The organism is Helicobacter sp. MIT 14-3879 (assembly GCF_003364125.1).
The window spans coordinates 15908-29508 of record NZ_NXLP01000002.1; the positions used below are offsets into that span (position 1 = coordinate 15908).

Consider the following 13601-nt stretch of genomic DNA (forward strand, 5'->3'; position numbering starts at 1 on the left):
TTATACTCCTTTTTGCATACTTCGTTTTTGGAATAAAAGTAGTAATAATATTGTAATTACGCCAATACTAATGGTAAGTCCAAATGATTTTAGTGCCAAAATGTTACTAAATGAAAGAAAACCAAACCCAGCAATAGTAGTTAGTGCTGAAAATATTATTGCATGAAGTGTGCGGATATTTTCTCCTTCTTTTTGAACATATATTCCATAATCAATGCTTGAAACAACCACAATTAATAAAGAAAATAAGTGCATAATATTTACTTTTGTAGTTAGAAAATATAAAAATATTATCCCAAGAGGTGCAATAGTATATGAAAAGCTAATTAAAGAGCGGGTAATTAATAACACAATTACAATCATTACAATAATCACTATGCTTAGAACTACTAGCATTGGTTTATAGATTCCATTTGTTATTTCATCGCTCAATTCTTTCACACTGCGAACATCAACAAAATCAAAATTTTTTATAGAATCTACGCTATCTAGGCTAATTTTGGCATAAAATACACCATTTTTTTCTACAATATTAAGATTTCTAATATCAGATTTTATTTGTGCTACTTTTGCAATCTCTATTGCTTTAGTGCTTAAATCTTCTTTAGAATTACCTTTTAATAAAACTTGTTTGCTATCTCCTAACTCTTGCTTGAAAAACTCTTGGTCTGCTATACGCTTCTTATTGTTATAATCTAGTTTTTCTAAATTATAATCTAAATTCATATTTCCTATACTTATTAAAAGAAAAACTACTGATAAAATCAAAATAAGATTATTACCAATCAATGGTTTTCTTAATTTTCTAATATTTTTGTAAAACATAGGTCTTTTAAAGCCTATTATTTGGTATATAAAACCAAATGAAATATAAGATACCAACAAACAAACCATTGCATAAACTGAAAGTTGCGATAAAAGTGGAAATGGAATAAAAAGACAAATAAAAAAACCTATAAATGTAGTAATAAACCCATAAAACACAGATTTATTGAATTTAAAACGATGCATATACATTCTAAAAAAATGATGATGTAGCATATAATCAATAGCTAAATTACCTATTGCCACACCAAAATTAAGAGACATAATATTTACATTATCATAAAATGTAGTAATTACCGAGATTCCAAGTAAATTAGCTGAAATAATAGTAACTATTGTATTTAGAGATAAAAAATGGATTCGTAAAATAAATACATATAAAATAATCAAAAATATAACAGAGCATATCATTATTAAATTAACATCACTAAAGATTGCATTACTATTTTCAACCCTTAAAATATCTGCAGAAAAATACCTTATATCAGGAATTTTATCTACCACTTTAATAAAATCATTATAAAAATCCTCTACACTTACATTTTTTGAAAAAAACAACATGTAAATATTATCTTTTAACTTAACCAAACTATTAACATTTGGTAAAGATTCTAGCTCTTTAACAGAATCCTTGGTATAAAGTAGTAGCTGATTTTGAGCTTCTAGCTCTAGATGAATATCTATTAAATCCCTCTGTTCAACCTTAGGAAATAAATCAAGCACATTTGTGCTTAGCTTCTTACTATCAAATGTTAAAAAAAAGATTCCAACACAAACTAAAAGAATTAAAAAATTGCTATACCTAATTAATATCTGTTTCATAAATATTTATTCACACAGGCTTCCACTTCAAGTGGATTTGATTTTGAAATAAATTCATTAGCATTTAAAGACATTGCCATTTCTTCATTACTACTTCCACTCATTGAAGAATTTACAACAATAGGAATATGCGATGTTTTTGGATTTGCCTTCACTTGCTTTATAACTTCAAAACCTGAAGTTTCTGGCATTTCTAAGTCTGTAATAATCATACCAATATTAGAAATATCCACTTCGCTACTAAATAAATAATCTAGTAATTTTTTGCCATTAATAAAATCATTATGTTCTACACCAAGCTTATCTAAAATAAGTTGCATTGTTTTTAATACCACAGGGCTATCATCTGCCATTAAAATTATTTTTCTAGAGCTTATTTTTTTGATCTTCTTTAACTCTTCTTCTTTTTCTTCATCAATCCAAGGGAAAACATCTACAAGCATTTTTTCAATATCAACTATTTGCACTAACTGCTCATCAAAATATCTTGTTCTTCCAACTAGTTTATTATTATTAGAGCTTCCAACAATACCAGAGCTTTGTTCTATTTCTGTCCATTTTTTATTTAAGATTCTATCTGCCTCGTAGATTCTAACACCAATAGTCCATCTACTAAAATCACAAATCATAACAATATCACCATTATATAAATTATTGTTTTTAATAATATGAGAAGATAAATCCTTGTCTTTATTTCTAGTATCATAATAAAACCATTTCTTCATATCAATTAAAGGAATTGTTAAATCTCTAATTGTTATTAACCCCTCAAGTAAAGAGCTTCTATCATAATTTATTTTGGTAATTTCACCATCATATTTTATAACCTCACGAATCTTAAATACATTAGTAGCATACAAATCACCATCTTTATCCAATCTAAAGCATAATAGCTGAAGTTCATTATTCTTATGTAAGCTTGTTATTTGGTCTATTTTTGCTAAGTTTTCCATATTTCAATCACTTTTTATAATTTAAGATTTTAGAATATGTAATTATACAATACAAACATAAATTTACCAAAAATACAGTATAATCAAACATAACATAAATTGATTTTTTACTAAGGCAAAATGGTATGTTATAAGGAATCATTGTAATTTTATTAATCATGTTAATTATTTTAGTGGGCTTGTTTATTAAAATAAAAATGCAAAATAACTTATTTTTGCAAAAATCCTAAATTTTTAAAAATAATATAGAAGAATTACAGAATCTAAAATATAAATTTTGAAAATATCAAAAAAGCTTGATGCTAAAACTAAAAAATATAACTTATAATTATAGATAAAGAAAGTAATTTTGAAACTGATTTCAAAGAAGACATATCCTTAAAAGAACAAATGCTAGAGAGAAAACCATGTTAACTAAAAATTCATTATTTTGGCTTAATGCTTTAATATTAATTTCTATTGCAATTAATCTAAGAATGCCTATAACTTCACTAGGACCAATTATTGAAGATATAAAATCACATTATGCTATTAGTTCATCATTAGCTGGGTTTTTAACCTCAATACCAATTATATTATTTGGTAGTATATCTTTTATAGTTGGGTATTTTTCTAGCAAAAAAGCAATGCTAATAGCATTATGTTTAATTACTATTGGTATATTAACAAGAAGTTATTTAGGACTAATTGGGTTATTTGCAGGAATGGCGTTACTTGGAAGTGGAATATCCATAGCAAATGTGCTTTTACCTAGCTTTGTAAAAGAAAAATTTCCAAGAAAAACAACCTCTATGATGAGCCTATATTCTTTGACACTAAACATATCATCAATACTTGGAATATGGATTGCACTACCATTAGTAAAAATATTTGGGCTAAAAAATGCTATGGCACTTTGTGTGATTTTTGGTATAATTGCACTAATTTTATATACTCCACAAATTAAAAATCACAGAATCCTTAGGGGAAAAAATAAAGTAAAAACAAATAAAAATCTTTTTCTATCTAGTAGTGCTTGGAAAATAACTATTTTTATGGGGCTTCAAAGCTTTATGGCATATAGCACATTTGCGTGGTATGCAAGCATTATTGCCTCTAAGGGATACTCTCAAGAATATGGTTCTAATATATTGCTTTTATCTCAATTTGTTGCCACTCCTGTATCACTTTTTGGTCCTCTTATTTTTGGATATTTAAGAGAAAAGTATAGAGTTTTTTATATGGCATTTTTATGTATACTATATATACTTGGCTATGGAATATTACTAATAGGAAATAATGAAATAATACTTTATATTAGTGCTATTGCACTTGGAATTCCAATGGGAGGGGTATTTGGAATAGCACTTTTATTTATCACAATTAAGGCACAAACCACACCAATAGCAGCTAAGTTATCATCAATGGCTCAAGGATTTGGCTATCTTATAGCATCTAGCGGACCATTTATTATTGGATTCTGTAATGATTATTTTGGTGAATTTAATGAGGCTATAATTATTATTCTATTTGTTGCTATTATATTAAATATATTTGGGATTCTAGCCTATAAATGCAGTGTTATAAAAGATTAAAAATCATTAATTTTTTAATCTTTACCTTATAATCTAAAGCTATTTTTTTATAAATAAATTGATAAAATCAAAGTTTAAATTTAACTCAATGAGGGTTGCTTATGATAAAAAATAAAATTAAAAAAGTAGTTTTGGCTTATAGTGGTGGGCTTGATACAAGTGTTATTTTAAAATGGCTTGGAGATAGATATAAATGTGAAGTAATTACCTTTACAGCAGATATTGGGCAAGGTGAGGAAGTAGCTCCCGCTAAAGAAAAGGCATTAAAGCTTGGTATAAAAGAAAAAAATATTTTTATCAAAGATTTAAAAGAAGAGTTTATAAAAGACTTTGTATTTCCTATGTTTAGAGCAAATACAATTTATGAGGGCGAATATCTACTTGGCACTAGTATAGCTAGACCATTAATTGCAAAGCATTTAATTGAAATAGCATGCCAAATGGGGGCTGATGCAATATCACACGGAGCCACAGGCAAAGGGAATGATCAAGTGCGATTTGAGTTAGGTGCTTATGCACTAAATCCAAATATAAAGATTATTGCACCTTGGAGAGAGTGGGATTTAAATAGCAGGGAAAAGCTCCTAAAATACGCAGAATCTAATGGAATTTCAATTGAGAGAAAGAAAAATGAATCGCCCTATTCAATGGACGCAAATTTACTACATATAAGTTATGAAGGAAAGATATTAGAAGATCCCAATGTAGCTCCAAATGAAGATATGTGGAGATGGACTAAATCTCCAATAGACGCTCCAAATGAGCCAGAAATTATTACAATAGAATTTAAAAATGGTGATGGAATTGCAATCAACAATAATCCTCTTAGCCCTGCAAATTTTTGGGCAAAATTAAATGAATTGGGTAGCAAGAATGGAATTGGTAGGCTTGATTTAGTAGAAAATAGATATGTTGGTATGAAATCTCGTGGCTGTTATGAAACGCCCGGGGGGACAATATACCTAAAAGCACATCGTGCAATAGAATCTCTAACACTAGATAGAGAAGAAGCACATTTAAAAGATGAGATAATGCCAAAATATGCAAGTCTAATATATAATGGATATTGGTTTAGTAATGAAAGAGAAGCTCTCCAAGCACTTATAGATAAAACGCAAGAAAAAGTAAATGGAATAGTGAAATTACAATTATATAAAGGAAATGTAATAATATTAGGAAGAGAATCTAAAAATTCATTATTTAATGTAGCTTATTCTACATTTGAAGAAGATTCCGTATATAATCAAAATGACGCAGAGGGTTTTATAAAACTAAATGCCTTAAGATTTATAATTGCAGGAAAAGCCAAAAAATAAAATTAATACTAAAAGCTATTAATTATCTACACTCCGTAGTATAACCACATAGCAATCTCCTGCAGCCTCTATACTATGATAGACATTTTCAAAAACAAGCTTAGAATCACTTGGCTTGTCTTTGCAACTTTGAGAGAGAAAGTTTCCATAAGGAGACTTAAGATGCCTTAGAGGGGCATAACTCCAATACCAAGTAGGTGCATTCATCATTATAGGCGGAATGAGCCTCCCAATGCCTCCATATTTCCCTACAAAATGATTAGTAGGCTTAGCTAAGCCAATAGAACCCTCTAGGATAATACTAGCCTTTTTATCCTTTGGGATAATATTTATTAAATCTCGCAATAAGAGTTCAGAGCGAAACATAATGTATTCATTTTGCTTTGTGATAGCATTACCATAAGCAGTGGCAAAGGCTATGAGAGAATAGCTCATAATCACAACTATAATGCAGGATAGATAATGTAAAATGCGAATTTTTAGGGCTTTAAAACTCTCTAAAAGCGAGACACTAGCTATGCAAATAGTCCCTACAAAAACGCCAAAGCCAATAAATGCACGAGGCTCAAATAAGGGCTTTTGTAAAACAAAGTAGATTCCATAAGAGAGGCAAAACCCAAGTGATACAAAAATCACGCAGGCAAAGAATGAGAGGATTTTGTTGCGTCTAGATTTTATTACAAAAGAGCCTATAAAAAATATATCAACAACAAAGGAGAGCTGAAAATAGGGCAGTTTCTTTAAATCATTAAATAATGATACTACATATCTTTTAATATTCTCAAACCCCCCCCCCATAAACAAATCTCTTAGTGTAAGCATAGAATCTGATACATAATTATCCACAGGAATAACAATAAATTTCTTATAAATCACGCTTGCAAGCACAAAGCTTAAGCCAGCATTGAGTAAGAATTTTAAGCTCTGCTTTAGGTCTCTATCCTCTAAAAAATACAGGCTAATTGCAAAATATAGTGATAAAACAATATAGATTCCATTGCTTGCTTGATAAGTCATATACATTAAAAGTAGGCAAATAATGCTAGAGATAAAAAATAAAATTCCCCTCTCTTTAAACAAAAATGGCACTATCGCAAGGAATAGGGACATTCCCATTCCAAGAGAGTCATATTTATAAGATAGATTCTCTAAGAAATGAGGGCTTAACCCTAGTGGAATAGCAGCTAAAATGCCAAGAGTATCAAACCTCTTGCGTATGATATAAAGCAGTATCATTGCGCTCAAAGATATAAAGCAGACACTAAAAATCTGTGTTAGTGGCGACAAATCCGTTGTAGTTTTAAAGACACTTGCTATTTTATTGAGTATTATAGTCATTAAAAAGCGACTAAAATGATCCCAGCTTGTATTACTAATGCTAGAGTTCCAATCATCTATGTAGTAGATATTACCACGAAAGAGAGCAAATAAGGCTATTATATAGATTCCAACGCTAATAAAAAAGAATTTTTTGAAATTTTCTTGCTTAAAAAAGCTATGTAGCACCTCATAAAAGCTAGAATTAATAAATTTTTGATACATTTACCCTCCCTTAAAATCTATATGAAAAATTTAGTTTATAGATATTTTTATTATGAAAATTATTAGAATCTAAAGCCAAACTAATAGATAGATTATACTCTAATTTCTCTGTAATAAAATATCCAAATATATATCCTATAATAGCCCCTGCTAAGACTTGTGCGATAGTATGCTTTTCTGCTATCACCCTTGAAGCTCCAACAAAGGTAGCAAGAATGCTAATAGGAACTCCTACATTAGAACCATATCTCTTCTGTGCGAATCCTGCTGCCACAAAAGCTGATGATGTATGTCCCGAGGGGAAGCCATCATATGCTCCATTATTTGGACGGCGAGAGATTGATGCAGAGTTTTGGTGCTTTTTTGAGATAGCAACAAAGCTATATTTAATAGCAAAAGTTGTAGCAAGAGTGCCACTTGTAGAAATAGCCAAATATCCCAAACCAATATAATCCTCTCTAGCTAGTGAATACACACCAACAAATGCAGGAAGAAACTGAAAAATATCTCCATAAAGCTCAATGGAGTTTTTGAAACTCATCGCATATACATTAATACTAAATATATTAAACAATAATATATTTAGTATATATTTTTTAACCAAATCTATTACCTCAACAATTATATATTAATTTTTTGTCTTTAACTACTCTACTCTAACTAAAATGCCACTTTGCAAAATATTAATTTTATTTTGTATATCTCTTGCAAAAGATATTTTTTCATCATAACTTAGACTTTTATTTTGCCTTATTAAAATTAATTTTTTCTTGTAAAAATTCATTATAAAAATACGCATTTGTTCTTTAAAATCATTCATACTTAAAGATGGTATATCATTATTTATATTAATTCCAATTAATTCATTATGTTTTAAATCCCCTCTTAATAAAGCTAAATATGCTTCTTTTTTATTACTAAAAATACTAGGGTTTAAATATTCTAAGCTTAACTCAAATAGAGAGCTATCATCTAACATAGACTTTATTAAAACCTCTTCTACTATCTCTTTAGAAACTTTGTTTTGTTTTATAACTTTAGGAATATCTTTAATATTTATATCCAGCAGATATGGAGATATTTGAAATGTATTTGAAATAAAACCTCTATATTCATCTCTTAGTAAAGGAGAGAGATTTTTAAAAAATACTAAAACCTCATTTAATGCTTTTTCTTTTTGCAAAGGTATTAATAAATTATATTTATTTGAAATATGTTTAATGATAAATTCAATAAAGGGAATTGGCTTATTTAATAGCTTTAATAAATATGAAATATTACCCTCTTTTACAATATCAGCTGGGTCTTTGCCATCATCAAATATCACCACACCACCATTTTTATTAGCAAGCAAAATTGATGCTCTAAATGCTGCTTCAATTCCTGCTTTATCGCCATCATAGCATAATAAAATATCAATATCTCCTTTGCTAAGAAGTGGTAAGTGCTCTTTTGTAAGGGCTGTGCCAAGTGTTGCAACGCTATTAGAAAAACCTCCTTGAAATAACATAATAACATCAATATAACCTTCTGTTATAATTACTTTCTTTTCTTTAAAAATAGATTCCTTTGCAAGATTATAACCATACAGAAGTTGAGATTTATTAAAAACTTTGCTTTGCTGTGAATTTATATATTTTGCAATATTACCATTTAAGATTCTCCCACCAAAGCCTACTACTTTACCACTTGGTGAATGTATGGGAAACATTATCCTTGAATTAAACTTAGCATAATATCCATTAGTGTTTTTGCCAATTATTCCATACTCAAGGAGTTTATCAAAAGGCATATTTTCCTTAAATAAAAACTCTATAAACTCCTTATTTTCTCCACTATATCCAATGCTAAATTTTTCTACTGAAGAACTATCTATCCCCCTTTGTGAGAGATAGTCTAAAATATCCTTATTTAAATTTCTTTGATAATATTTCATAATCTTTTCTAATAAGTCACTGATATTAAAATCTAACTTTTTTTTAGTATAAGTTAATGTAAAGTTATACATATAAGCTAGCTTTTCTACTGCTTCATAGAATTCTATATGTTCTTTTTCCATTATGAAACTAATACTATCACCACCAATACCACAACCATAACATTTAAAGTAACCTTTTTGTGGACTTACAACAAAACTAGGTGTTTTTTCGTTATGAAATGGGCAACAAGCAGTATAATTTACTCCTGCCCTCCTTAATTCAATATAGCTACTAATAACCTCATATATATCAACAATTTGTTTTAGTCTATCTATGGAATCTTTTTCAATCAATATATTGCTCTAATTATTTTTTATAGTTTTAATAAAGCTTTCATAAATCCTATCTAGCTCTTTTAATTTCTCTTTTTGACTTTCTTCTTCTTTATAGTTTTTATTAAGTTTATACTCCAAAATTTCTATCTTTTTTAATAAATAGTTAAACATCTGTGCATCAATATCAGGGAGCTTATTTATTGCAGAAGAATCTTGGATTCTACCCTTTTGTATGACTTTAGCAGGTATCCCAACGGCAGTAGAATTTGCTGGCACATCTTTAATTACCACAGAATTTGCTCCAACTTTTGCATTCTCGCCAATAGTAATATTTCCTAATATTTTAGCTCCTGCTCCTATGACAACTCCGCTTAAAATAGTTGGATGACGCTTTACTTTATCTAAACTAACTCCTCCTAATGTAACACCTTGATAAATAGTAATATTATCTTCTAAAATTGCTGTCTCACCAATAACTACACCAATTCCGTGATCTATAAAAATACCCCTTCCAATACTACAAGCTGGATGAATATCAATATTTGTTATAAATTGTGTAAATCCCATAATAATTCTAGCTAGAATCCTAAAATTTTTCTTATAAAGCTTATTTGCAATTCTATAATGCACTATTGCAATTAATCCTGGGTAGTTAAAAAAAAGCTCTACATTAGAATTTATAGCTGGGTCTTTTTTTCTAATAGTTTTAAAATCTTCTTTAATTAAAGTAAATAAACTCATTTTATAGACTTTCCTGATATAGTTATAGTTCGTAAATATCCATTTTCACTAAGCATAATATAAAGTTGCCCTAAAACTTCTTTTTTGTATTCATCACTCAAATTTTCTACATCATCTATCCTTTGTTTTAGACGCCTTTCAATATCTTTTGTATCATAGTCTAGATCATCTAAAACATCTAATATATTTTGTGCTTCAAGTAGATTTTCTACTAAATAACCACAATCTTCATCATCATCTAATATAATACTAAATTCTGTTGGATGAGTAAATAAATTATGCTTCATTCCAAGAACTTCTTGATATGCACCAACAAGAAAGAAACCAAGAAAATATTCTTCATTTTTTATATCTATATCGTGTAAAAAAAGTGGTGTATTTTTATTAAAACTTATTTCCCCATCACTATCACAAGTTATATCCCAAAGTGAAGCACTCCTTGTTGGACGAGTATTTAATTTATCAAGAGGCATAACAGGAAAATTCTGTCCTAACCCCCAATAATCTGGCATACTTTGAAAAAAACTACAATTTAATAAATATCGCTCTTGAATTTGTTCTTGAATTTGTAGAATCTCATTATGATTTTTATGCTTTAGAATTCTAATTACTTTTTTTATTATTAAATGAACTAAAATCTCTGTATTACTTCTATCTTGCAAATCAATATAACCAAGATCAAAAAGAGTAAGCAAAGATTCCATATGGTCTAAACTATCGTGCAAGTATTCCATAGCATGCCGTTCATCAATGCTATTATATAAATCAAGTAATTCTTCTATTAATTTTGGATTTTTATCTTTTAATCTTAAAGCTCGTTCATCATACTCTTGTGAAAATAATTCTAATACAGGAGCAACTAATACAGCATGAGAGGCAGCCACAAACCTTCCACTCTCAATAAAAATATCTGGTTCTTTTTCTTTTTTATTCTTAGCAATTTCTTTTAAGCTAAATACAACATCTCCGCTAAATTCATCTAATGTATAATTACGATTATTATACCCTTGGTGCTGTGTATATTCTACTGCTAGACCTCCACCTATATTTACAATATTTAGATTCTCGCAACCCATTTTACGAAGCTCTGCATAAATATTTCCTGCCTCCCTTAGAGCTTTTTTAAGTGGTGAAATATCACTTATTTGGCTTCCTATATGGAAGTGTATCATACTAAATTGAGATATTAAATTAGACTTTTTTAATAGTTTTACAGCTTCAAGTAATTCTGTTGAAGTTAATCCAAACTTAGAATTTATCCCACCACTCTTTGCCCAAACTCCACTACCCATAGAATGAAGACGAATTCTAAGCCCAATATTTGGATATGGTGATCCCATATCTTTTGCTACTTCAATTATTGTTTGAAGTTCATTTAAACCCTCTATTGTAAGTGTTATATTATGTCCCATATTTGATGCAATAAATCCTAAATTTATCATCTCTTTATCTTTAAAACCATTAACAGTTATAGGAGAATTTATATTTGTATAAGCCATTGCAATTATTAATTCTGCCTTACTCCCTGCCTCTAACCCATAATCTCTATCCATAGATGCTTCAACTAATGGCAAAATAAAATTTGGGAATTGATTTACTTTTAGAGGAAAAACTGCTTTAAAATTACCTTTATATTTATATTGCTTGATTGATGTATTAAAAGAATTAAATAATTTATCAATTTGCTTTTGTATTAAGTGTGGGAATCTTATAAGTAAAGGTCCTTTATATCCACTTTCTCTAACCTTACTTACTACATCAATTAAGGCTATTTTTCTATTTGCACCAATTTTTACTTTGCCATCTTCTATAACAAAATCATCTTTTGACCAAAACTTTATTCCATAATCAAACACAAAAATCCTCTTTAAATTTATATTTATAGAATGCTTTATTATAACACTATATGATAGAATCTATAATAATTTTAAAATTAAAAAGGTAATAAGTGATAATTTTTGAAAATCAAACAAATATAATAATCAATAATGATGTTTTAATTTTTTTAGAAAAAATTAAAAATAGTATTTGCAAAAACGATGTAGAACTAATAATTGTAGATAATAACAAAATAAAAGAACTAAACAAAACCTATCTAAATAAAGACTATGCTACTGATGTTTTATCTTTTCCTCTAAACTATAAAGACATTAAATTAGATTCTTCTGAGATGATTTTAGGAAGCATTGTAATTTCTATCGATAAAGCAATAGAAATACAAGATAAATTTAAACACCCATTAAAATATGAATTAGCAATATTATTTACACATGCACTCTTACACTTATTAGGCTATGATCATGAAACCGATAATGGAGAACATAGGCAAAAAGAATCTTTGATTCTAAAAAAATTTGGCATTAAAAATAGTTTAATTGATAGGAGCTTAATATAAATATTTAAATTGATTGTTTTTTAGCTTAAATGTTATTATTCTTTACTTCCTTCTGCAATCAAAACACCCTCAATAATACTATCAATATCACCATCAAGTATAGAATCTACATTACTATAAGCAATATTACTTCTTAAGTCTTTTACTTGTTGATATGGAGCAAGGACATAAGAACGGATTTGATGCCCCCAGCCAATTTCACTTTTTTCATCTATAATATTATTTTGTTTTTTTAATTCTAAATCATAAAGACGTGATTTTAACATTTTAAAAGCTGTGGCTTTATTTTTATGCTGACTTCTATCATTTTGACATTGCACTACAATTCCTGTTGGAATATGAGTAATACGAATTGCAGATTCTGTTTTATTTATATGCTGTCCTCCTGCACCACTAGCTCGATAAGTATCAATGCGAATATCTTTATCCTCAATTACAATATCAATATCATCATCAATTTCTGGAGTTACTTGGACACTTGCAAAACTCGTATGTCGCTTTGCATTAGCATCAAAAGGGGAAATTCTAACAAGTCTATGAATACCATTTTCACTCTTAGCATATCCATAGGCATTCTCACCCTTAATTATAAATGCAACCCCTTTTATTCCTGCCTCTTCTCCATCTTGGTAATCTAAAAGCTCTATTTTAAAACCTCTTCTCTCACACCATCTAAGATACATTCTATATAAAATACTTCCCCAATCTTGAGATTCTGTCCCTCCTGCTCCGGGCTGAATTGTAACTATTGCATTTAAAGAATCATTTTTATCGCTTAACATAACTTCAATTTCTATTTTTTTAATACTATTTTCTAGATCTTCTGCTTCACTAAAAAGACTTTCTAAAATCTCATTATCTTCTTCACTTATTGCTAGATTATATAGCTCATCTGCATCATTTATAGCTTTATTTGCTTGTTTGTAAATTTCTAAAATTCTATTTATTTTGCTTTTTTTCTTACCAATATTTGCTATTTTTTTAGTATCCATCCAAAAAGATTCATCTTTTTCTAAATCTATAATAGAATCTAGCTCTTTTTGAAGCTCGTCAATTTTAATTATTTTTGCAATATTTTGAGCCTTTATTTTTAGATTTTTTAATAATTCGCCATATTCATAAGAATCCAAAATTTGCCTTTATTGTGTAATTTAAGTGCAAAATTATACTATAAAAATA

At 28.5% G+C, this 13601-nt stretch carries 11 protein-coding genes; 3 read left to right on the forward strand and 8 right to left on the reverse strand.

Annotated features, from left to right (window positions below):
• A complete protein-coding gene (locus tag CQA44_RS01485; RefSeq protein WP_115545509.1) occupies window positions 1-1647 on the reverse strand; it encodes a hypothetical protein in 1647 nt (548 codons plus the stop codon).
• Window positions 1644-2600: a chemotaxis protein gene (locus CQA44_RS01490; protein ID WP_115545510.1), complete on the reverse strand. Its 957-nt coding sequence runs from the start codon at window positions 2598-2600 to the stop codon at window positions 1644-1646. Before CQA44_RS01490 ends, CQA44_RS01485 begins: the two co-directional genes overlap by 4 nt.
• A 407-nt stretch (window positions 2601-3007) precedes the next feature.
• Here CQA44_RS01490 and CQA44_RS01495 point away from each other — a divergent pair, with 407 nt between their 5' ends.
• Both CQA44_RS01495 and CQA44_RS01500 read left to right on the forward strand, forming a co-directional pair.
• Window positions 3008-4174, forward strand: a complete 1167-nt coding sequence (locus CQA44_RS01495) for an MFS transporter (RefSeq protein ID WP_115545511.1) — start codon at window positions 3008-3010, stop codon at window positions 4172-4174.
• Window positions 4175-4278: 104 nt separating this feature from the next.
• Window positions 4279-5490: an argininosuccinate synthase gene (locus CQA44_RS01500; RefSeq protein ID WP_181881751.1), complete on the forward strand. Its 1212-nt coding sequence runs from the start codon at window positions 4279-4281 to the stop codon at window positions 5488-5490.
• An 18-nt stretch (window positions 5491-5508) separates the two neighbouring features.
• On the opposite strand, the gene CQA44_RS01505 is transcribed toward CQA44_RS01500, so the two are convergent.
• From CQA44_RS01505 to speA, 5 genes are read right to left on the reverse strand one after another with little or no spacing between them, the layout of a single operon-like run.
• Window positions 5509-7032 carry a glucosyltransferase domain-containing protein gene (locus CQA44_RS01505; RefSeq protein WP_115545513.1) on the reverse strand — a complete coding sequence of 508 codons (1524 nt, stop codon included), beginning with the start codon at window positions 7030-7032 and terminating at the stop codon, window positions 5509-5511.
• Between the two features lie 10 nt (window positions 7033-7042).
• Window positions 7043-7636 carry a phosphatase PAP2 family protein gene (locus CQA44_RS01510; protein ID WP_115545514.1) on the reverse strand — a complete coding sequence of 198 codons (594 nt, stop codon included), beginning with the start codon at window positions 7634-7636 and terminating at the stop codon, window positions 7043-7045.
• A 42-nt stretch (window positions 7637-7678) separates the two neighbouring features.
• Window positions 7679-9304: a DNA primase gene (dnaG, locus tag CQA44_RS01515; RefSeq protein WP_115545515.1), complete on the reverse strand. Its 1626-nt coding sequence runs from the start codon at window positions 9302-9304 to the stop codon at window positions 7679-7681.
• Between the two features lie 9 nt (window positions 9305-9313).
• Window positions 9314-10027 (reverse strand): serine O-acetyltransferase, encoded by a 714-nt coding sequence (gene cysE / locus CQA44_RS01520; protein WP_115545516.1) that lies wholly within the window; start codon window positions 10025-10027, stop codon window positions 9314-9316.
• Complete coding sequence (gene speA, locus CQA44_RS01525) at window positions 10024-11883, reverse strand: arginine decarboxylase (RefSeq protein WP_115545517.1); 1860 nt, start codon at window positions 11881-11883, stop codon at window positions 10024-10026. The genes cysE and speA overlap by 4 nt, the downstream gene beginning before the upstream one ends.
• 92 nt (window positions 11884-11975) lie before the next feature.
• Here speA and ybeY point away from each other — a divergent pair, with 92 nt between their 5' ends.
• On the forward strand, window positions 11976-12422 hold the full coding sequence (gene ybeY / locus CQA44_RS01530) for an rRNA maturation RNase YbeY (RefSeq protein ID WP_115545518.1): 447 nt from the start codon (window positions 11976-11978) through the stop codon (window positions 12420-12422).
• A 35-nt stretch (window positions 12423-12457) separates the two neighbouring features.
• On the opposite strand, the gene prfB is transcribed toward ybeY, so the two are convergent.
• Window positions 12458-13552: a peptide chain release factor 2 gene (gene prfB / locus CQA44_RS01535; protein WP_115545519.1), complete on the reverse strand. Its 1095-nt coding sequence runs from the start codon at window positions 13550-13552 to the stop codon at window positions 12458-12460.
• Window positions 13553-13601 lie beyond the last annotated feature (49 nt).